The organism is Chryseobacterium sp. MMS23-Vi53, from assembly GCF_047651245.1.
GTDB lineage: Bacteria > Bacteroidota > Bacteroidia > Flavobacteriales > Weeksellaceae > Chryseobacterium.
The window spans coordinates 2996711-3019531 of record NZ_CP180265.1; the positions used below are offsets into that span (position 1 = coordinate 2996711).

14 protein-coding genes are annotated in these 22821 nt (G+C 35.0%); 10 read left to right on the forward strand and 4 right to left on the reverse strand.

The genetic code is table 11. The features are described 5' to 3' along the window. Positions 1-37: 37 nt before the first annotated feature. The 9 genes from ACKX2A_RS13345 (at position 38) to pckA (ending at position 14941) form a co-directional block, all read left to right on the forward strand. Complete coding sequence (locus ACKX2A_RS13345) at positions 38-3052, forward strand: SusC/RagA family TonB-linked outer membrane protein (RefSeq protein WP_415325266.1); 3015 nt, start codon at positions 38-40, stop codon at positions 3050-3052. Between the two features lie 10 nt (positions 3053-3062). Further along, positions 3063-4520, forward strand: a complete 1458-nt coding sequence (locus tag ACKX2A_RS13350) for a RagB/SusD family nutrient uptake outer membrane protein (RefSeq protein ID WP_415325267.1) — start codon at positions 3063-3065, stop codon at positions 4518-4520. A gap of 126 nt (positions 4521-4646) precedes the next feature. Next, positions 4647-6587, forward strand: a complete 1941-nt coding sequence (locus ACKX2A_RS13355; protein WP_415325268.1) for a putative porin — start codon at positions 4647-4649, stop codon at positions 6585-6587. A 15-nt stretch (positions 6588-6602) separates the two neighbouring features. Continuing rightward, complete coding sequence (gene bshC / locus ACKX2A_RS13360) at positions 6603-8189, forward strand: bacillithiol biosynthesis cysteine-adding enzyme BshC (RefSeq protein WP_415325269.1); 1587 nt, start codon at positions 6603-6605, stop codon at positions 8187-8189. 40 nt (positions 8190-8229) lie between these two features. Beyond that, positions 8230-8922 carry a LysM peptidoglycan-binding domain-containing protein gene (locus tag ACKX2A_RS13365; protein WP_415325270.1) on the forward strand — a complete coding sequence of 231 codons (693 nt, stop codon included), beginning with the start codon at positions 8230-8232 and terminating at the stop codon, positions 8920-8922. A gap of 476 nt (positions 8923-9398) precedes the next feature. Continuing rightward, complete coding sequence (locus ACKX2A_RS13370; protein WP_415325271.1) at positions 9399-11327, forward strand: LysM peptidoglycan-binding domain-containing protein; 1929 nt, start codon at positions 9399-9401, stop codon at positions 11325-11327. Between the two features lie 70 nt (positions 11328-11397). Then, on the forward strand, positions 11398-12273 hold the full coding sequence (gene fabD, locus ACKX2A_RS13375) for an ACP S-malonyltransferase (protein WP_415325272.1): 876 nt from the start codon (positions 11398-11400) through the stop codon (positions 12271-12273). 15 nt (positions 12274-12288) lie between these two features. Further along, on the forward strand, positions 12289-13191 hold the full coding sequence (locus ACKX2A_RS13380; protein WP_415325273.1) for a GYDIA family GHMP kinase: 903 nt from the start codon (positions 12289-12291) through the stop codon (positions 13189-13191). A gap of 130 nt (positions 13192-13321) precedes the next feature. Further along, positions 13322-14941, forward strand: coding sequence for a phosphoenolpyruvate carboxykinase (ATP) (pckA, locus tag ACKX2A_RS13385; protein ID WP_415325274.1), 1620 nt, complete (start codon positions 13322-13324; stop codon positions 14939-14941). A gap of 102 nt (positions 14942-15043) precedes the next feature. Here pckA and ACKX2A_RS13390 read toward each other — a convergent pair whose 3' ends face one another. Both ACKX2A_RS13390 and ACKX2A_RS13395 read right to left on the reverse strand, forming a co-directional pair. Beyond that, positions 15044-17002, reverse strand: a complete 1959-nt coding sequence (locus ACKX2A_RS13390; protein WP_415325275.1) for a heavy metal translocating P-type ATPase — start codon at positions 17000-17002, stop codon at positions 15044-15046. 45 nt (positions 17003-17047) lie between these two features. Further along, positions 17048-17467, reverse strand: a complete 420-nt coding sequence (locus ACKX2A_RS13395; RefSeq protein ID WP_415325276.1) for a Fur family transcriptional regulator — start codon at positions 17465-17467, stop codon at positions 17048-17050. Between the two features lie 109 nt (positions 17468-17576). Here ACKX2A_RS13395 and ACKX2A_RS13400 point away from each other — a divergent pair, with 109 nt between their 5' ends. Further along, a complete protein-coding gene (locus ACKX2A_RS13400) occupies positions 17577-18323 on the forward strand; it encodes a hypothetical protein (protein WP_415325277.1) in 747 nt (248 codons plus the stop codon). A 57-nt stretch (positions 18324-18380) separates the two neighbouring features. Here ACKX2A_RS13400 and ACKX2A_RS13405 read toward each other — a convergent pair whose 3' ends face one another. Further along, positions 18381-19874: a RagB/SusD family nutrient uptake outer membrane protein gene (locus ACKX2A_RS13405; protein ID WP_415325278.1), complete on the reverse strand. Its 1494-nt coding sequence runs from the start codon at positions 19872-19874 to the stop codon at positions 18381-18383. A gap of 17 nt (positions 19875-19891) precedes the next feature. Further along, positions 19892-22801, reverse strand: coding sequence for a SusC/RagA family TonB-linked outer membrane protein (locus ACKX2A_RS13410; protein ID WP_415325279.1), 2910 nt, complete (start codon positions 22799-22801; stop codon positions 19892-19894). Positions 22802-22821: the final 20 nt, after the last annotated feature.

The following is a 22821-nucleotide window of genomic DNA, read 5'->3' on the forward strand; positions in this document are numbered from 1 at the left end:
AACATATTTGCTTTCTTAAATATTAAAATTTGTTAATATGAATGTGAAATTAAGTGTATTAAGTGTAGGTGTACTATTCTTCATGGGACAATCTGCTTTTGCGCAAAAGTCAAAAAATGATACTGTAGCGAAAGAACAGAGTATTGAAGAAGTCGTACTTGTAGGATATAGCTCTGTTCCGAAAGAAGCATATGTTGGAACAGCTTCTAAAGTAGATGCTAAGGCTATTGACTCTAAAAACGTTTCTTCAGTAAGTCAAGCTCTTGCAGGAGAGTCTGCAGGCGTTAGAGTGATTAATCCATCTGGACAGCCAGGAACAGATGCAACAATCAGAATTCGTGGATTCGGTTCAGTAAATGGTAATAGAAGTCCATTATATGTTTTAGATGGAATGCCATATACGGGTAATGTTAGTGCAATTAATCCTGATGACATTGAAAATATGGTAATTTTGAAGGATGCAACAGCTACATCTATTTATGGAGCGAGAGGGGCTAATGGAGTTGTAGTAATAAATACAAAAAAAGGTAGGTCAAATAGTTCAGTTATTCAATTAGAATCTAAGGTTGGTTTTAACATGTCTTTATTACCTAGATATGAAACTATAAAGTCTCCTGAAGAATATATTGGATTAAGCTGGGAAGCTATGAGAAATAGAGGACAGCTACTTGGTCAAGCTGATCCAACAGCTTATGCTAATGCTAATTTATTTGGTGCAGCAGGTATAAATAATAATTACAATTTATGGGGAGTTACTGCCGCTCAATTAATCGACCCTACCACAGGAAAAGTTAGACCGGGAATAGGTAGACTTTATAATCCCGAAAACTGGGAAGATTATGCATTTCAAACTTCTATTAGAACAGAAAATAATCTCAGTATAAGTGGTGGAAGTGGAAAAACTACATATTATACAAATATTGGATATTTAGATGACAAAGGTTACTCAATAAATTCAGACTTCGAAAGATATACGGGAAGATTAAATTTATCTCATCAGGCTAGACCATGGCTAAAAGGGGATTTTAATTTGGGTTATGCTTATTCAAAAGCAAATCAAAACGGACAATCATCGGATTCAGGGAGTATTTTTTGGTTTGTAGATAACATCCCATCAATTTACCCTTTATATTTAAGAGATGCGAATGGCAATCTTGTTCCAGATCCACATTTTGGTGGAAATCAATTTGATTATGGTGAAGGAGGAAGAGGTTTTGGTGCTCTAACAAATTCAATCGCAGATGCTACCTATAATACTAATAAAATATATAAGCATGAACTTAATGCTAATATGTTTTTAAAAGCCGATATTACTAAGTTTTTGAGTTTCGAAACTAGAATAGGTGGACAATATTATAACAGTAGTAACGATCAATTAACAAATCCTTTCTATGGTTCGGCTGCTTCGCAAAACGGATATATTTATAAAAGTAAGACAGAATTAATGTCTTGGAATTGGCTTCAATTATTAAGATTTAATAAGAAATTTGGTGATCATAATGTACAAGCATTTGTAGCACATGAGAATAACTCATGGGAACAAAAATTCTTATCTGCAGGTAGACCTAATATAATCGATATGATTCCTGAATTAAACTTAGGAATTGGTGAATCTCAATCAAGTTCTTATGTTAATAACTATGCTTTAGAAAGTTACTTTGGGCAACTTACTTATGATTACAAAGGAAAGTATTTCTTTAATGGTACAGTCAGAAGAGATGGATCATCAAGATTTTTGAATGATAAATGGGATACTTTCGCATCAGCCGGTATTGGATGGTTAGTAACAAGAGAAAATTTCTTATCTGATAATAAAGTAATTAAAAATTTAAAATTAAAGGCTAGTTACGGTACTGTTGGAGATCAGGGAGGAGTGGGATTCTATCCTGGATATAATGTTTATAATCCTGGTAACTTTATGGGACTTCCTGCTGCTACATATGATAGAAATGGATATCCAACTTTAACTTGGGAGAAAGTTAAGGCTTTTCAAGGGGGACTTGAATTAGGGTTGTTTAAAAATAGAGTTATTGAGCTTAATGTTGATTATTATCGTAGACAAACTGATAATTTGATTTTTGATAGTAGATTAGCTCCTTCTACAGGAAATGCTATCGTTAAAGTAAACGATGGTGTTTTAGTGAATCAAGGTTTAGAATTTGACTTTAAAGCTCATATTTTAAATCGAGGAGATTTTTACATTGATTTTGGTTTAAACGGAGAGGTTTTAAAAAACAAGTTGACGCGTATGCCGATCGATATTTCTACCGGACAACGTAAACTGCTGGATTTATCGGAAGCAGGATTTGGTAGAGCTGAGGGTAGATCATTATATGATTACTATATGAGGGAATATGCTGGTGTAAACTCTGCAACGGGTGCAGCGCAATGGTATGTAAATTATGTTGATAATAATGGAAATGGAGCTTTTGATGCTGGCGAGCAAATAGCATCATTATCCGAATTTATGGCTCAAAATCCAAATGCAAATATTAAAACAGGTGTTACAGAAAACTATTCGCAAGCAACATTGAAGTTTTTAGATAAATCTGCTATTCCAGATATTAGAGGAGCATTTAATTTTGATTTTGGATATAAATCTTTTACATTAGGAATACAGTTCTTGTATAGCATTGGAGGTTACTCTTATGATGCTGCATATGCAGGTCTAATGAATAACTCACAAATTGGAAATAACAACTGGCACGAAGATATTTTAAACAGATGGCAAAAACCAGGTGACATAACAGATGTTCCTAGGTTATCATCAAACTATTCTGCTGACGTTAACTTCAATTCTAGATCAAGTAGATTTTTAATTAAATCAGATTATATTGCATTAAATAACATTAGATTAGGGTATAATTTGCCGCAAAACTATGTTAAAGCTGTTGGATTAACGGGATTAAATTTATTTGTAAGCGGTGATAATTTATGGATTAGCACTAAAAGAAAAGGATTGAATCCAAGTGTTTATGAAAATGGTACAACAAATACTTACTCATATGCCCCATTATCAACAATAACATTTGGAGCAAAAATTAACTTTTAAGAATTAAAAAATGAAAAAGATATTATTTTTATCAGGTATAGTATTAGCATCTTTAGTCACTTCTTGTCAAGAAGAATTTTTAGATAGTGCACCAACAGAGACTATTGGAGATGCTCCGGTTCAAACTAAATTAAATGGTCTTTATGTAATGATGATCAATACGGGTACTGGAGGAACAACTGATCATGATGATTTTGGACAAAAAGGGTTTGATATTTATAGTGATATGCTTTCTCAAGATATGGTATTGGAAGGTGTCACTTATGGATGGTATACAAGGCTTGCCAATATGTCAGCACAAACTGACTTTACAAGGACTGAGAATTATAAGCCTTGGAGATATTATTATAGAATTATTGCTGGAGCAAACGATGTTATTGATGGTTTAGGGGGAACGGATACTGTACCAACTACAGATGATAATAAATTTGCTATGGGGCAAGCTAAGGCGATCAGAGCCTATGCATATTTTTACTTAATGCAACTATATACAAAAGGATATACTGCTGGAGAACCCGCAATTCCAGTGTATACAAAAACACAACAACCTGCAGCTCCGAAATCAACTCAAGAACAAGTATATGGGCTTATTGTTGACGATTTAACTAAGGCAATTGATTATTTAGCTGATTTTGATAGAGCAAACAAAGGTATGATTGATCAGGGTGTCGCAAAAGGACTTCTTGCCTATACATATGCAGCTATGGGGCAATATTCGCAAGCTGCTACATTATCAAAACAAATAATGAGTGATTACGGATATCCTGTAACCACTAAGGTTCAGGCGATTAGAATGGTACATCCTGGATCTACTACAGCGTCTGGAGGTGGTTTCAATAGTCTTGATACACAAAGTTGGATGTGGGGATACAATTTAGATGTTGTTAATGGATTAGATTTAATTAGTTGGTGGGGACAAGTAGATGTTTTTACTTATAGTTACGCAGGAGTAGGTGACAGAAAAGGGATAGACTTAGGCTTGTATAATAGTATGAGAGCTGATGATGATAGAAGAAATCAGTTTGTTGTTACTACACCGGCTAGAAACTATCCGGGTAATAAATTCTTCGATCCTAATAGAGTTTCGATGGGTCAAAGACAAATAACAACTGATTATATTTTTATGAGAGTTGATGAATTCCATTTACTTGCTGCAGAATCTTTAGCAAAATCAGGACAAGAAGCTGAAGCGAAAACTATACTTAAAACTTATTTACAAAATAGAATTGCAGATGTTAGTTATATTGATGCCTTAAGTGGTGTTGCATTGCAAAATGAAATATATAAAAATACACGTTTAGAATTTTGGGGAGAAGGGAAAAGTTATTTAGCGTTAAAGAGAAATAAAGCGACAGTAACGAGAGGTTCAAACCACTTATTTTTGGCAGGCCAGTCATTTACTTATGATGATGATAGAATGTATTTAAAAATACCTCAAGAGGAAATTTTAAATAATCCTAACTTTTAATATTCAAAAAACCCCGTCCCACGACGGGGTTTTTTATTCCCCATTATTTCTTATTTTTGCTTTACAAAATTTAATAAGGAAACTTTAATAGTTACATATGAAGTTTTGTAAAATATAAATTAGCACATGAAGTATATACTTTCCATCATACTCTTCCTCAGCCTTACCGCTCAAGCCCAGGTTGTAAACAAAACAGACTCCAACAAGCTTCCCGCAAAAGAAGAAGATACGTTGGTTATTGATTCGGGAAAGAAAGATTCCTTAAAAATATTTAAACCAACAATTAATGACTATTTGTATCAGACACAGTTTTCAGAAAAAAAGGTGTTTGATACGGTCATGACTTTCGATAAAACCTACATTTTTTCTCAGTACAATAACAAAGATAATTTTGGTAAAGTTCAGGTTGCTAATATTGGAGCGGGTTTCAATCCATTATCTTATGAGGTAAATGCAGAAGGAAACTTGTCGTTATTACCAACCAACAAATCTTACGGAATTTTAGGCGTAGACGATATTCATTATTACGATGTGAAAACTCCGACGGCGACTTTCATTTACCATAATGCAATGAAAAACGGAGCCGCTTTGAAATCAACTTATACTCAAAATATTGGAAAGAGATTCAATTTTGCTTTGGAATATATGGGACTGCGTTCGCAGGGAATGTACAGAAATTCATTAGCTTCAAATAATAACACATTATTTTCCGGTCATTACGTTTCAAAAAGTGGAAATTATGAATTGTTTGCCCACTATTTGCATCAAAACGTGAACAATCAGGAAAGTGGAGGGATTGCAGTGGACAGCCTTTTCCAAAACGGCGATAGTAACTCTAGAAACAGGCAGAATATGCAGGTGAATCTATCCAGTTCCAGCTCTCAGTTTTCTTATCGAAGATATTATCTTACGCATCAGTTTACACCGTTTAATCCGGAAAAATATCCTTTTAGAATTCGTCACACCATTTCTCATCAGGGAAACAAATATTACTATAATGAAACCTCTCCCGAATCTTACTGGTATAAAGAACCAGAAGAATTAATTAATCCAAATTCATCGGTTCCAACCAAGAAATATTCAGATAATTTCAGCAATACGGTAAGTTTGGTTTGGGATAATCAAAAGTTTAAATTAGATGCAGGTGTTCGTTATCAGATGTTAAAGTTTGGTGCAACGGAAATAATCAATCCTAATCTTACAACTCCGGCAGAAATCAAAGAAAACAGAATCGGAGCAGTTGGAAATCTACAAATTAAGCTTTTTGATAAAGTTCAGTTAAATTCATTCTTAGAATTTTCGAATGGAAGTCAATTTGGTACTTATTTAAAGACTACAAACAATTTAAAATTCGAGCCAATCAAAGACTATTTTGTGAATGCTAAGGTGAATTTCCAAAGCGTATATCCGTCATTTAATTATTTAATTAATACTTCAAATTATATTAATTTTAATTATTATTTGCAGAACGCAAAAAATCAGGCAATCACAGAAATTGGAGGAAATATCAATTTAAAATGGTTTAAAACAGAATTGTTTGCCAACTATTTCAGAATAGAAAATTATACGTACTTCGATGCCACAGCGATGCCTAGACAAAGCGACAGTTCTTTGAATATTTCTCAAATTGGAGGTGATGCAACGTTCAGTTATGGAAGTTTTCATCTGAATACAAGATTACAATTCCAAAATGCATTGACCAACAAAGATCTTTTGCCAATGCCAGGTTTCATTGGACGAGCAAACATTTTCTATCAGGCAAAAGCATTCAAAAAAGCAGCAGAAGTTCAGGCGGGAATCAAGATTTATTATTTCTCGAAATTTGCTTCGAGACAATATTTCCCGATTCTTAACGAATATATTTTACCGAATTCCAGTTCATTTTCGATTGGCGGACAACCGATCGCAGACATTTATTTTAATATGAAAGTTAAAAAAATGTTTTTCTTTATAGAAGGTCAGCAAATCGGGACTGTCATTTCAAACAACCAGGCTTATGCGTTTCCAAGTTATCCTGTTTATGACTTTAGATTAAATCTTGGGATTGTTTGGTATTTGTTCAACTAAAATTTTTAACCAAAGTTGAAAACTATTAATAAAATATCCTTTCACGATATAGAAAGCATTCCTCAATTAATCAAAGATTTTTTGAATCGGGATATTGAGGGTTTTGAAGAAAGTACATTTTCTTTAGACAATTTTAAAAATCAAATTCATAAAAAACAAAACTCGTTTGATTCTAATCATAGGAAAGTTTTGTCAAGTGCTTTAGAAAGGCAGCTATCACATCTTACTCTTTCTTCGAAACAAGTTGAAAATATTGAGAATTTAAGGCAATCCAATACATTCACAATTACAACAGGACATCAGTTGAATTTATTCTCTGGACCTGCTTTTTTCGTTTATAAAATTTTACAAACGATCAAAACTTGCTCTTATTTAAAAGAAAATTTCCCAGATTTCAATTTTGTGCCCATTTATTGGATGGCTTCTGAAGATCATGATTTTGCGGAAATCAATCATTTTAAAACCGAGAGTAATTATTATGAGATTAATGAAAAATCGGGTGGAGCAGTCGGAAGAATTAAAATTAATGATACATTTTTCATCTCTGAATTTGAAAAAGAATTCAAAGATTTTGTCTTCGGAACTGAGTTGATTTTAATGTTAAAAGAAGCTTACAAAGCCGGAAATACTTTAACACAGGCAATTCAGATTTTAGTTAATCGACTGTTCTCAGAATTCGGTTTATTGATTGTTGACGGAGATTCAAAAGAATTAAAAGAAGAGATCAAGGGAACTTTCAGAGATGAACTGTTAAACTTCAGTTTGTATAAAAATTCAAAGGAAAAAGTAGATTTCTTAACCCAAAAATACGGAAAAGTACAGGTAAACCCTCGTGAAATTAATCTTTTCTATTTGTCCGAAACAAGAGACAGAATTGATTTTGACGGGAAGAAATATAATATTGTAGACCGAAATATTTCTTTTACGGAAGAAGAAATTTTAAATGAATTGGAAAATTATCCTGAAAAATTCAGTCCGAATGCTTTGATGCGTCCGGTTTATCAGGAAACGGTTTTGCCCAACTTGGCTTACATTGGAGGAAACGCCGAAATCATGTACTGGCTGGAATTAAAAGATTATTTCACGAAAATAAATATTCCTTTTCCTGTTCTGATTCCGCGAAATTCAATGTTATTTTTAAAGGAAAAAACGTTAGGGAAAATTGATAAGCTAGATCTTAAAATTGGAGACTTTTTCAAAAATTTCGCAACGATTACCAATTCTAAAGTTTTAAATAATAATGAAATTTTAAAACTGCTTGAAGACAAAGAAAATCTTTTACACAGTCAGTTCTCTGAGTTAAAATCGATTAGCGAATCGACTGAGAAATCTTTCGGGAATATGGTAAAGGCAGAAGAGGTTCGACAGATGAAATCTTTCAAAAGATTAAAAAAACGTCTCCTTCATGCAGAAAAGATAAAACAGAGTGAACTTCTGGAAAGGCTGGAAAACTTATTTTTAGATGTACATCCTTCTAAGAATTGGCAGGAAAGAGTGTATAATTTTAGTGTCTTTTTTGCAGATTACGGATATTCTTGGATAGAATCTTGTTTAGAAAAAATAGAAATTACAGAAAGTAATCTGATTATTATTGCTGTTTAATCATAAAAAATTTATTATTGCAAAAAAAATATAAATTTAAATGATGAATAAAAGCTTTATTGCTTTGCTGGGCGTATTCCTTTACACAGGGATTTCTGCCCAAACGACGCACACGGCTGTTCAGGGTGATAATATGTACAGTATTTCGAGACAGTATAGCATTCCTGTAAAAGATTTGTTGAAACTAAACCCTCAGTTCAGCGAAAGACAATTGCAAATTGGAGATGTCCTAATGATAAATCCTAAAGGAAAACCACCAGTTTCAAAAACTGAAGATGTAAAATCTAAGTTTGCCAATGTTATATTAAAGACGACCCAAAAACCTTCCGATCTTGCCAAACAATACAGGATTTCGGAAAGTGATCTGAGGTTGTTGAATCCAAATTTAGATTCCCAATTAAAAGCAGGAGGAAAAGTGGTTTTACCCGTTGAAAACATTGTAGAATATGAAGTTGCCACTCAAAAGGCGCTGGAAAAAGGAATGTTTCCTGAAAATGGAACGACGAAAAAGACAACTCAGTCCGCTAAAAAAGCTGAAGGAAATGCTAATCTTGCAAAAATAATTTTAAATAAAAATGAGGCAATTCAAAGTATTACAAGTCATTATAATATTTCAGAAACAGAACTTCGAAAGCTGAATCCCAATTTGGATTCGAATCTGAAAGTAAACGGAGAAATTGTTTTGCCACTGCAAAATATCAAAAATACAAAAGATAACAATCTTAAATTTTAAAACATAAAGACTTAGGAAACTAGGTCTTTTTTGTTTTTTTAGAAGCTTTTTCCCGCTTTCCGCACTCGCTATTTTTTGGGTTTCGGGGCGGCGCGGCAAAGCCGCGCCGCCCCGAAACCCAAAAAATGAGCTCAAACAATTGCTGCAATCAGGGCTAGGAACTTGCGACTGTCAAAAATCTAAAACTTATAGGTTTTTGAAACCTATGAGGTTTAGATTTATAATAGTAAACTCAGAAGAGAACAAAAACACCCTCAACAACATCCTAATAAAGAATCGATATAAATTACGAAAAAGGAATAATTTTTGAAGCAAGTGAAACGTTAAAATAGCTTTTAATTTATTATAAATAAAAGGTTTTGGTTAAATTTTTCAACTTGTTAAAGCATTTTGGATTATAATAAAGATTTAGAAAATTATTAGCTATTGTCATTTAATTTGAAAGAAGTATTTTTGTAAAGTTATAATTATCGACTATGATAAAGAGGTTTTTTATTCTATCCAGTTTATGTATGATTTTGGGTGTATCTGCTCAAAAATCGCACACCGTTGTAAAAGGAGACAATCCGTACAACATTGCAAAAAAATACGGACTAACTGTAGATGAATTGCTGAAACTAAACCCAAAGGTGAAAGACGGCAAATTGGCGATTGGAGATGTTTTGACCGTGAAAAATGAAAAAACGGTTGCTTCAACACCAAAAGCTGTGGTTTCAACAAAACCGGCAAATAATGGTAATATTCAGCTTGGGAAGATCTTTCTTCAGCCAAAGCAGACGATTTACGGAATCACAAAACAATACCGTATCTCAGAAACCGATCTTAGAAAACTGAATCCTGAACTGGATTCTCACACGAAAATCGGGGACGAAATTACGCTACCTCTCGAAAGCATCAAAAAATACGGCGACGATAAGGCTTCTGTAGCTGCAACAACTACGAAACCTATAGAAACTCCCATAGAAACAACAACTCCTGTTGTTGCGGACGAGGGCGCATATGTCATTCAGGCAAAAGATAATTACTACAGAATTTCGAAGCAATTTAACATTTCTCAGGAAGAACTTTTTGCATTGAACCCTGGCTTAGAACAGAAAGGTTTAAAGCCTGGTGAAACGATAATGGTGAAGAAAAGTTTAGGAAATCAATCCGGAACGGTCACTCAGGTATCTAAAGAGAATGTTGAAAAATCAAATGTAAGTACCACAGCCAACACTTCTGTTGCAGATGATTTTGTAACTTACACTGTTCAGCAAGGAGACACCGTTTTCTCTATTGTGAACAAATTTGGAATTACAATCGACGAATTAATCGCTCTAAATCCCGAATTATCTCATGGTTTAAAAACAGGGATGGTTTTAAAAATCAAAAAGCTGGATCCTGCTTACGTGAAGAAAAACGGTGATGCGCTGAGTGTTGTCATGATGTTACCTTTCGGATATAGCACAGGTGAAACTCAGTACAGAACGATGGCAATGGATTTTATGACTGGTGCAAAACTTGCCATTGAAAGAAATGCCAAAAACGGGCAAAAATTAGATATCAAAATTGTGGATTCTGGAAACGAAGCATCGTTCCGTAATTCATTGACACAGATAAATCCGGATAACACAGATTTAATTATCGGACCATTCTTCAAATCCAATGTAGTGGATGTTTTAGATTTTACTAAAAATCAGAAAATCCCGATCGTTGCACCTTTCGCCAATTCTCCGGAATTATACGGTTACAGCAACCTGATTATTGTTGAAACAAACGATCAGACGTATGCCGATAAGATTGTTGAAGAAGTAAAAGGAGCTTATTCAGATCAAAAAATCTACATTGTTGCAGACAGCAAGAAAGAAAATGCAAATTACATAAAAGCTGGTCTTGAAAAAGCAGTTAAGAATGCAAATATTACGATTGTAGATTCTCCGGCAGATCTTAAAGTAGATCAAAATATGATGACAGGACAATCTGCTCCGGTGATTGCTATTTTGGCAAACGATAATGATGCAGTAGGAGAGGCTTTTGCAAATAAAGTAATTGCTTTGTCTAAAGAAGTTCAGGGGGTGAAAGCATTCAGTATGCATTATGCTCCTGTTTTCGAAAAGAAAGTGGATGAATTGAGTCAGGCAAGTCTAGTATATCTGATGGACAGAAAAATAAACACAGAAGGTAGTTTCGAAAAAGAAATCCTTGCTGATTATAAGGCTAAATATTGCAAAACTCCACCTAGATATGCAATCGTAGGATTCGATGTTGTAAACGATATGTTGACAAGAGAGAACAAAAAAGGAGAAATTTTTAAGCAAATGAATAAAGTTCAGACTCAATTGGCGACAAAATTTGAGTTTGTAAAAGCTAAAGCTAATGGCGCTTACGTAAATACAGGTTACAGAGTTATTAGATTAGTTCCATAAATGATTTGAATCAGTTTAAAGGATATTGTTAACATTATATTTATATTTGCAAAATATTTTAAATTAATACATGAAAGCACTTGTATTTCCAGGGCAGGGTTCTCAGTTCGTAGGAATGGGAAAAGAATTGTACGATTCTAGAAAAGACATTAAGGACTTGATGGAATCTGCCAACGAAATTTTGGGGTTTGATATCCTTTCTATTATGTTTAATGGATCGGATGAAGATCTTAAAAAAACGGAGGTCACTCAACCTTCAATTTTTATACATTCAGTTGCTGCTTTGAAAGCAGTGAACGGTCTTGGAGCTGAAATGGTTGCAGGACATTCTTTGGGAGAATTTTCGGCATTGGTTGCGAACGGAGTTTTATCTTTCGACGACGGTCTGAAATTGATTTCCGAAAGAGCAAAAGCAATGCAGGCTGCTTGTGATGCAAATCCAAGTTCTATGGCTGCAATTTTAGGATTAGAAGATGCTAAAGTTGAAGAGATCTGCGCACAAATCAGTGGAATCGTAGTGCCTGCAAATTACAACTGTCCGGGACAATTGGTAATTTCTGGTGAAACTTCTGCTGTTGAGGAAGCTTGCGTGAAATTGAAAGAAGCGGGAGCAAAAAGAGCATTGCTACTGCCTGTAAATGGCGCATTCCACTCTCCATTGATGCAACCTGCACAAGAAAGATTGGCTGCTGCAATTGAACAGACAAAATTCAGAAATGCAACAATTCCTGTTTATCAAAACATTACAACGACAGCGGTAACAAATCCTGACGAAATTAAACAAAACTTAATTGCACAATTGACAGGTCCTGTAAAATGGACACAGTCAGTTCAAAATATGATTAAAGATGGTGCGACAAACTTCTTAGAAGTAGGTCCTGGAAAAACGTTACAAGGATTAATCAAGAAAATTGACGGTTCTGTAGACGTTGCCTCTGCAATTTAATCTAATAAAAAAATCATGGGCGAGATATTTTCACCGGGAAAGCTGATGCTTACTTCAGAATATTTCGCAATGGACGGAGCTCTTGTCTTAGCGGTACCTACCAAGCTGGGACAAGAGTTTTCTTTTGAAGAAAAAGATGATGAGAAATCCCTCATTTTCTGGGAGGCTTATCATCAAAACAAACTATGGTTGAAAGCTGTCATCGATTACAAAAACTGGCAAATCTTAGAAACCAACATTCCATCAAGTGCTGAATTTATTTTAAAGACTTTAAAAAACGTTCAGTTACTATCTACAATTCAATTCAAAAGTAATTTTACTTATCATTTAACAACAAATCTTCAGTTTCCTGCAGATTATGGCTTGGGAAGCAGTTCTACTTTAATGACGAATCTTGCAGAATGGGCGGAGATCGATCCTTTTTATTTAAATAAGATAAGTCTGGGAGGAAGCGGTTATGATATTGCGGTGGCGAAAGAGAAATCTGCTGTGCTTTATCAGAGTGTTCTAGAAATTAAATATGAAAAGGTAGACTTTGATCCTTCTTTTAAAAATGAGCTTATTTTTATTCATTTAAATCAGAAGCAGGATAGTCGTGAAGGAATCAATTTTTACAAGTCAAAATTGAAGTCTCAAAAACTGGTTGATGAATTTTCGAATCTTACAAGAAATATTTTAGTATGTAATGAATTGGAAAATTTTTCTCAACTAATGTTAATTCATGAGCAAAAAATATCAAATTTTCTTGAAATTCCCACAGTTAAGGCTAAATTTTTCGCCGATTGTCCTGTTTTTGTTAAAAGTTTGGGAGCATGGGGTGGAGATTTTGTGATGAGCTCAAAATTTGATGGGTTTAAGGACTATTTTTGGGGAAAAGGTTTTCGCACTATTTTTGAATGGCCGGAGATAATTGCTTGATTTTCATATTTTTATAAGGCTTATTTTTTATTTGCCATTCTGACTTATATCATTATATTTAACCACCTTTAACAATTAATTAATATTAAATTTGTTGAGACCCAAAAAAGAAATAGAAAATATAAGTAAAATGAAACACGCTAAAATCATCCAAGATTTAGAAAAATTAGGGATTAAAGGAAATTACGAAGTTGTATATAATCCTTCTTACGAAGAATTGTATCAGGCAGAAGTTTCTCCTGAAAATCAAGGCTTTGAGAAAGCTGAGCTTACGGAATCTGGTGCAGTATCAGTAAAAACAGGGATTTTCACAGGTCGTTCACCTAAAGACAGGTACATAGTTCAGGATGATGTTACAAGAGAAACAATTTTCTGGGACGGTAAAGTAAACTTGCCGACAACTTCAGAAATTTTTAAGTCTTGTAAAGATTTAGTGCTGAACCAACTTTCTGATGCGAAAAAGATCTATGTTGTAGATGCTTTCTGCGGAACAAACGCAGACACGAGATTAAAAGTAAGGTTCATCGTTGAAGTAGCGTGGCAGGCGCATTTCGTTACTAATATGTTCATCCGTCCTTCTCACTATGAGCTGGAAAACTTCGGAGAGCCGGATTTCACAGTAATCAATGGTTCTAAAACGACAAACCCGAACTGGGAAGCTCAAGGATTAAATTCTGAGAACTTCGTGATGTTCAACCTTACTGAAAAGCTTCAAATCATCGGAGGAACTTGGTACGGTGGAGAAATGAAAAAAGGAATGTTTGCCATGATGAACTATTACCTTCCATTGAAAGGAATGGCTTCCATGCACTGTTCTGCAAACGTAGGTGAAGGGGGAGATGTTGCTCTGTTCTTCGGTCTTTCAGGAACAGGAAAAACAACTTTATCAGCAGATCCGAAGAGATATCTGATCGGTGACGATGAACATGGTTGGGATAACAATGGGGTTTTCAATTATGAAGGAGGTTGTTATGCAAAAGTCATCGACCTTTCTGAAGAAAAAGAACCGGATATTTTCAGAGCAATTAAGAGAGATGCACTTCTTGAAAATGTTGTGGTAAACAACGGAATTTCTGATTATACAGACGGATCTATCACAGAAAACACAAGAGTTTCTTATCCGATTTATCATATTAATAAAATCGTTTTGCCTTCAAAAGCAGGGCATGCGAGCAAGATTGTTTATCTTTCTGCGGATGCGTTCGGAGTATTGCCTCCGGTTTCTGTTTTGGATGAAGACCAGGCACAATATCACTTCCTTTGCGGATATACTTCAAAATTAGCTGGAACTGAAAGGGGAATCACTGAACCGGAACCATCTTTCTCTCCGGCATTTGGTGAAGCATTCTTAACATTACACCCAACAATGTACTCAAAAACATTGATCGGAAAAATGAAAGAGCATGGTGCAAAAGCTTACTTGGTAAACACAGGTTGGAACGGTACCGGAAAAAGAATTTCTCTAAAAGATACAAGAGCAATTATCGATGCAATCATTGACGGTTCTATCGAAAATGCTCCAAAAACAAGAATTCCAATCATGAATTTGGAGGTTCCTACAGAATTGCCAAATGTCTCTGAAGGTATTTTAGATCCAAGAGATAGCTACAGCGACGTTTCTGAATGGGAAGAAAAAGCAAAAGATCTTGCTGCAAAATACATCAAAAACTTTGAGCAGTACTGCAATACAGAAGAGGGTAAAAAATTAATTTCTTCTGGCCCTCAATTACAAGAGCAAACAATAAACTAAAAATAGAAATCCTCATCGTTTGATGAGGATTTTTTATTTTCATAACAGATTAAACTTTATTTCTATTAATTGATTTAAAGATTATTATCATTTTTATCCTTATTAAAACTTCATTCGCTGAATTCTAACTGCATTTAAAATAGCCAATAATGCAACTCCAACATCAGCAAAAACAGCTTCCCACATGGTTGCTAAACCTCCCGCTCCGAGAGCAAGAACGATAGCTTTGATGGCAAAAGCTAAAATAATATTTTGCCAAACTATTTTCTTAGTTTGCTTTCCGATGTTGATTGCCATCGGAATTTTGCTTGGCATATCATCCTGAATTACGACGTCTGCAGTTTCAATTGTCGCATCGCTTCCCAATCCGCCCATTGCGATTCCTACATCACTTAAAGCAACAACTGGGGCATCATTCACTCCATCTCCAACAAAAGCAACAGTTTGACCTTTCACTTTAATTTCCTTGACTTTATTCACTTTGTCTTCAGGAAGTAAATCACCATAAGCATTTTGGATTCCTAAAGTGTCGGCAACATATTTTACAACTGAGGTTTTATCACCGCTCAACATTGTAGTTTTTACGTTTAATGATTTTAATTTATTGATGGTTAATTGTGCATCAGCTTTAATGGAATCTGCAATCGTAAGATACCCTACAAATTTTTTATCGTAAGCCACGGCAATTAAAGTATACACAATGTTTTCAGGTTTGATATTGTAATTGATGTTGAATTTATCCATCAATTTGAAATTTCCGACTAATAATTCTTTTCCGTTAATGACTGCTTTTAAACCGTACCCTGCAATTTCTTCCACATTTTCCAGTTGAATAGAATGGTCAATCTCTCCTACATATTCATGAATTGCAGTTGCAACAGGATGGGAACTTTTACTTTCTAAGGCATTAATGAATTTTAAAATTTCATCTTTATTAAATTCAGTATCAAAATTAACTTCCTGAACTTTGAAAACACCTTCTGTCATCGTTCCGGTTTTATCCATCACAACGTTTTGAACATTAGCCAGAATATCAAGAAAATTGCTTCCTTTAAATAAAATTCCGTTTCGACTTCCCGCACCGATTCCTCCAAAATATCCCAACGGAATGGAAATCACCAATGCACATGGACATGAAATCACCAAGAAAACCAATGCCCTGTACAGCCATGTTTTAAACTGATAATCTTCAACAAAGAAATACGGTAGCAATGTAATTCCGATCGCCAGGAAAACAACAATCGGGGTGTAAATTTTTGCAAATTTCCTGATGAATAATTCGGTTGAAGCTTTTTGAGCCGTCGCATTTTGAACCAATTCTAAAATCTTGCTCAATTTACTGTCTTTGTAAGCCGTTGTAACTTTCACCTGACTGACGGTGTTTAAATTAATCATTCCTGCTAAAACAGTTTCTCCTTTTGTTTTGGTGTCGGGTTTACTTTCACCCGTTAATGCAGACGTATTGAATGAAGCGGTTTCGGATAATAATACTCCGTCCAATCCTAATTTTTCACCGGATTTTAATTGAATAATTTCTCCGATATTTACTTTTTCGGCTTTTACGATTTCGGGTTTTCCATCTTTTAAGATCGTAACTTCATCGGGACGTTGATCTAGTAAAGATTTGATGTTGCTTTTCGCTCTTGTCACCGCCATTGCCTGAAAAACTTCACCTACAGAATAAAAAAGCATCACCGCCACACCTTCCGGATATTCTCCGATAGCAAAAGCTCCGACTGTCGCGACTCCCATTAAGAAAAATTCAGAAAAAACATCGCCGTTTTTTATGCTTTCGAAAGCTTCTTTTAAGACAGGTAATCCGACCGGAATGTAAGCAATTAAATACCAAACCAGCCGAATCCAGCTGGTAAACCAATCGGTTTTTATATAATTATCTAACGCAATACCGATTATTAGTAAGACAAAAGAACATATGGCAGGAAGAAACATCTGAAACGTCGATTGATCTCCTGTATCATGAGAATGATCATGATCGTGGTCATGCCCTTCATGATTGTGGTTGTGTTCTTTTTTTGGTTTTGTGCTGCAACATTCTTCCATAACTTAAAAATTTTAATCAAAATTAGGTTTAAACAAAATGCAACACTATTGCAAACTTTCCAGGCAGTTTTCACAAATTCCTTTGGCGAAAAGTCTTATTTCATCGATTCTAAAATTGGTCTGAATATTTTCGGGAAAAGAAATATCTTCTTTACAAGTCGTCTGTTTGCAGATTTTACAGTAAAAATGAAGATGCCAGTCTTTATGTGTACTTTCATCGCAACCGTCGTGACAAAGTTTGTATTTTGTCGTCGTATTTTCTTGAATGCTGTGAACAATTCCTTTTTCTTCGAAGGTTTTTAATGTTCTGTAAATTGTTGTACGATCAGCATTTTCGAAATGGTTTTCGATTTCAGATAATGATAACGCTGCTTCCTGAGAACTCAAAAAATCGTATACCAAAATCCTCATACTTGTGGGCTTGGTGTTTTTGTCTATTAATTTATTTTCGATGTCTGTTTTCATTCTGCAGGGTTTTGAATTAGCTTAACTTTAACTCATTATATAAGTTACAAAAATATTTTAATACTCCCTGCAACACAATTGCAAAAGTTACGTTTATCCAATACTGAGATTGAAGATTTTAAATAAATCAATATCTTCATCTTTCAAAAGCTTTAAACCATATTTAATGAAACTCTCGCTGCTGTTAATTTTCCTTGCCAATTTTATTTTTGCACAAGATTTAGAAATTAGAATTCCTGATGATTTTAAAGAATTTCCTTTCTCCGATATGGAATATCCTCCGTATAAAAAAATAAAAATTTGCTATGATATTATTAATCATTCAAATGAATATTATAAAATTGTGATAGATTCTACAGGCTTCAGCAATGTTGAAAATGAAGGTGTTGATGAACTTTATCTTGGATTAGCAGATTTTAGAATTTATGAAAATGGGATTTTAAAAGAAAGGGAAACTGGAAATCTACCTTACACTAGAGGCACTAGAAAAGATCCTTTTCCAACAAATAAAGAGCTTTTACAATTTAAAAAGAAAAATAAATTGAAGTTTAAGGATATTTATGATATCAGAATTTTCCACCAAATAAACAAAAGAACAATAACGCTAGCTCCCAAAGAAACCCGATCATTCTGTATTGATATTACCTTACCTTTCTATAATTCGCCAGCAGATGATGGAGCAACCTTATATTTTGAAATTGAGAATGACAAAAAATATGAGTATGAAATACATTTAAATATTCCAAAAGAAATGATCCAACGGTTTACTGATGTTATGAGTGGAGAATCGAAGAAATACAAAGTATTTTCTGGAGAAATTGTTTCTAATAAAGTATGGTTTATTCTTAAAAAATAAAAAAGCCACCACAAAATGCAGTGGCTTCCCCTCTTATGAGAAAAATTAAAAACTAAACTATAAATTCGGATTATTCTCAATTTCCTTCTGTGGAATCGAGAACAAATAATATCTGCTGTTCGCTACAAACGCTGACTGATCTGGGAATGCAAAAATCGTGTGACCTCTTCCGTTCACGGTTTTCACAACACCATCCGGAGTAGTAATCTGCACCTGGATAGCCTGTCCGCTTGAATTAGTGAAAGGTTTTCTCACCACAGTTCCTTGCGTTCTGATGATATCAGATAACGAAAATCCTTCACCGAACAATTCTTTTCTTCTTTCAATTAAAACTTCTTTAATCACATCATTTTGCGTCAAAGAACCAGAATATTGGTTGGCATTTCTTGCCGATTTCAATTGATTTAAAACTGTTACCGCGTTCGTTACATTTCCGTTTCTGGCTTCAGCTTCAGCTTCAATTAAATACATTTCGGCCGCTCTCATGAAAACGATATCTGCAATTAAATTGGCTTTAAATTTAAACTTGGCATATCTCAAAAGACCCTCTCTTCCGGGATTTCCATCCCATGAAAACAAAGAATAACGGATATCATTAGTATCAAACAAATCTTTAAAATAAGGATCTGCCATAAAGCTGTAGTAATAACTTCCCGAAGATGAAACGTCTAAAAAGTGGAACGCATAACTCTCTCCCGACTGTTCCTGTGTTTGTCCGTGTCCCCAAATCCATTCTCCGTTGCTGATGTCATTGAAACCTTCTTTGTATTTTTCAGCAGTCATTAAAGCATATCCGTTTCTGGCGATTTTTGCAGAAGCTGTCGCTTTTGTCCATTCCCCTGTATTTAGATAAGCTCTTGCTAATAAACCATTCACAACCGATCTGTCAATTTTATCCTTGTTGTTTCTTGAATAATTTTGGAGCAAATTGTCTGCATCCGTCAAATCACTTTTAATTAAAGTATAAATTTCTTCCAGACTTGCTTTTTTCTTTCCTACTGAATTGGTCGTGGTTGGTTCTGTATAAATCGGAGCCGTCAAAGCAGTTTTATCTTTCAAATAACTGAATTGATAAAAACTCGCCAGATTCAGATAACAAAATGCTCTCAAAGCTTTTGCCTGACCTTTCACCTGATTTTTCTTTTCCTGACTTCCTTCCGCAGCATCAATTCTGGCAATAACATTATTCATATTATTAATCACAGAATATAAAGAATTCCAGATATAAAGCGGCCGGCTTCCCGTGTTATTAACCAAATCTGTAAAAGCATAAGCTCCGGGGAAACCATATTTATTGGTTAAAACTGCGACGTCACTTCCCATCGCATCGCTCGTTCTCAACACTGTTGAATAACCGATATTTGCGTAAGTTGTTCCATCATCATTGAATTTAGCCCAAGTTCCATTAATTACAGTTTCTGCACTTTCTGCTGTTTTAAAAACTTCTTCTTCACTCGCTTGGTTTGTTGGATCTGTTTCAAGATCATTTGCACAGCTTGTAAAAGTGAATGCTGTAATGAAAGCAAAAGATAAATATTTTAATTTTTTCATTGTTTTTAATTTAAATTTTAAAGTGTAGCCTGTAATCCGAAAGTGATCGTTCTCATGGCAGGATATCTGTAATACGTTGTTCCGTCCAATGTCTGCTCGGGATCCATTCCTTTGTGTTTATAGAATGTCAAAAGATTTTCTGCCTGAACATATATTCTGAATTTTTTCAATCCGATTTTTTCAAAATAATCCGATGGAAGCGTATATCCTAAACTTACATTTTTCACTCTTGCATAGGTTCCTGAATATAAAAATCTTGATGAGGTTGAAGTCCAGTTATTCGTGGTTGTACTTAATTTCGGAACGTCTGTATTTGTATTTTCAGGCGTCCATCTGTTCAGCATTTCTGCGCTCCACGCTCTCCCTGCCGAACTTCCGTTATGCATTAACATTGTATAATCGGTATCTAAAATCTTTCCTCCAACTGCAAATGAAACTAAGGTTGAAAAATCGAAATTTTTGTAAGCGAAGCTTGTTGTTAAACCTCCCATTATCTTTGGAAGAGATGAACCCTGCAAAGTTTTTGTAGCTTTTGCATATTCGGAAGTTGTTCCTTCGACTGTATTTCCGTTCGCATCGGTTGTGATGGTTTTCCAAAGCGGGTTTCCGTTGCTTGGATCTACACCAACCCATTCCGGAATGAAGAAATCGTAAACAGAACCTCCGACTTGTAGTAGTTTTGTTCCGCTTACAATCGAGCCTTTGGGAAGTTTGGTGATTTCATTTTTTAAGGTGCTTAAATTCACATCAACATTCCATTCAAAATCTTTTGTTTTAATAGGTGTTGTGAATAACGAGAACTCAAAACCTGTATTTTTTAATTCACCAATATTCGCCTGATATTCGCTGAAGCCCAGTGACGGCGCCAAAGGCATTCCGAATAAAAGATCCTTGCTTTTTCTTTGGAAATATTCTACGTTTCCTTTAATTCTGTTATTTAAAATTGAGAATTCAACACCTGCATTGAAATTTAAATTGGTTTCCCATTTCAGATCACGAGTCGGTAATTTACTGGCAACCGTTCCGCCTTCACCCAAATTATTGTAAAAAGCATACAGACTTTGGTAAGCGTAATATGTGCTCAATTTATCATTTCCCTGACCTCCGTAACTTGCACGAAGCGTCAATTGATTGAAGAAATTTAAATTTTTAATAAAATCTTCATTCGATGCTTTCCAAGATCCACCAACTGACCAAAATGTTCCCCATCTGTTTTCGGGAGAGAATCTTGAAGAACCATCTGCTCTTACCGATCCTGAAACAAAATATTTGTTTTGATAGTCGTATTCTGCTTTACCTAAGAAACTTAGCAGTCCCAATTTATCACTGTTTCCCGTGAAACCTCCCAGTAAAGCTGCTGCATCCGGCTCATAATAATAGGGTAGTGAAAACTGACTTCTGCTTCCGGAAATCGTCTGATATTCGTAATGATAAAATTCCTGACCACCTAAAATATTGATGTGATGTTGTCCAAATTTTTTATCGTAGGTTAAAATATTACTCGTCGTGTAAGACAATGTTCTAGAATTGGTTTTCGTCACAGAACCTCCAATTTCCGCACCTTCTCCCAACAATGGATTGGTGTAATAATGACCATTGTAATTCACCAAATCGACTGAAAAACTAGATTTAAATTTTAATTCCGGTAAAAAAGTAAATTCTGCAAAACCTTTTCCTGAGAAGTTATCTTCCCTATTTTCATTTTTATCTAAAGGCAGTGTTGCGGCTGCATTTTCATTCTGCAAAGCGCTTGTAGGTCTGTATTTTCCGAAATCGTAAATATAATTTCCGTTGGAATCTAACTTATAGTTTCCATCCGCATTTCTTTCATAATAAGGATAAAAAGACGGAATGATTCTCGCCGCATTAATCACGTTATCTGTTCTCGAATCCGATGAAGGCGGTGCTTCCTGAAGACTGTTGGTGTATGCTAAATTTGCTCCGACATTCAACCATTTTTTGACTTCAGAATTGATTTTTAATCTTGTGCTGTATTTCTTAAAACCGGACTCAATAGCGATTCCTTTATCATCCAGATATCCTAAAGAGAAAAAATAATTGCTCTTTTCATTTCCTCCGCTAAAATCCAGATCAACTTGATTTCTTGAAGCAGTTCTCTGCAAAATATCTTTCCAGTTATCATTCCATAAGGCAGTTGCTCCGGTCGCCAATTTGCCGTCTGTTCCTACAGGTTTTGCAAAATTTGTTCCGTATGGATTGATTCCCAAAGCGTTTACTAAATTATCCGTTGCCATCTGCGCAGCCTGTTGAGAAGAAATTTGGCTGGATTTATACCCATTTCTCAACGCTTCCCAGTACAATTCATAGTACTGATCGGTCGTTACCTGTTCATAGTCCTTCACCGCTCTGCTTGAGAAACCTTGGCTTATATTAAAGTTTACTCTCGCTTCGCCTTTCTTTCCGGACTTTGTGGTAACGATAATCACACCGTTTGCACCTCTGGAGCCGTACAATGAGCTTGCCGTAGCATCTTTCAGAACACTGATCGATTCGATATCGTTGGGACTGATCGAGTTGATATTTCCATCAAAAGGAATTCCGTCCACCACAAACAAAGGATTGCTCGATGCACTGACAGAGCCGATTCCTCGAATCCTGATTGAAGCTGTAGAACCCGGCTGTCCCGAAGAACTTACCGCCTGAAGTCCGGGAACCTGCCCCTCCAATGCCTTTGTTATGTTGGTAACAGGTCTGCTGTTGATTTTTTCACTCGAAATTGTTGCTACCGAACCTGTATAACTTGTCTTTTTAGCTTTTCCGTAAGCCACTACAACTACCTCGTCTATCTCTTTTTCATGAAGAGTGTCTTTTTTTGCCTCCTGACCTTTCACATTGGCAGCACCTAGAAAAAATGCCGCTACAGGTGGAATCCAAATTTTTGAATTAATTAAATTTTTGTTAATCATAATCAATTTTATTTACTACT

Bases quoted from the DNA above. Each gene is read 5' to 3' on its own strand.
- ACKX2A_RS13345 (WP_415325266.1), top strand. From the start codon at position 38: ATGAATGTGAAATTAAGTGTATTAAGTGTAGGTGTACTATTCTTCATG.
- ACKX2A_RS13350 (WP_415325267.1), top strand. From the start codon at position 3,063: ATGAAAAAGATATTATTTTTATCAGGTATAGTATTAGCATCTTTAGTC.
- ACKX2A_RS13355 (WP_415325268.1), top strand. From the start codon at position 4,647: ATGAAGTATATACTTTCCATCATACTCTTCCTCAGCCTTACCGCTCAA.
- ACKX2A_RS13365 (WP_415325270.1), top strand. From the start codon at position 8,230: ATGATGAATAAAAGCTTTATTGCTTTGCTGGGCGTATTCCTTTACACA.
- ACKX2A_RS13370 (WP_415325271.1), top strand. From the start codon at position 9,399: ATGATAAAGAGGTTTTTTATTCTATCCAGTTTATGTATGATTTTGGGT.
- fabD (WP_415325272.1), top strand. From the start codon at position 11,398: ATGAAAGCACTTGTATTTCCAGGGCAGGGTTCTCAGTTCGTAGGAATG.
- ACKX2A_RS13380 (WP_415325273.1), top strand. From the start codon at position 12,289: ATGGGCGAGATATTTTCACCGGGAAAGCTGATGCTTACTTCAGAATAT.
- pckA (WP_415325274.1), top strand. From the start codon at position 13,322: ATGAAACACGCTAAAATCATCCAAGATTTAGAAAAATTAGGGATTAAA.
- ACKX2A_RS13390 (WP_415325275.1), bottom strand. From the start codon at position 17,002: ATGGAAGAATGTTGCAGCACAAAACCAAAAAAAGAACACAACCACAAT.
- ACKX2A_RS13395 (WP_415325276.1), bottom strand. From the start codon at position 17,467: ATGAAAACAGACATCGAAAATAAATTAATAGACAAAAACACCAAGCCC.
- ACKX2A_RS13405 (WP_415325278.1), bottom strand. From the start codon at position 19,874: ATGAAAAAATTAAAATATTTATCTTTTGCTTTCATTACAGCATTCACT.
- ACKX2A_RS13410 (WP_415325279.1), bottom strand. From the start codon at position 22,801: ATGATTAACAAAAATTTAATTAATTCAAAAATTTGGATTCCACCTGTA.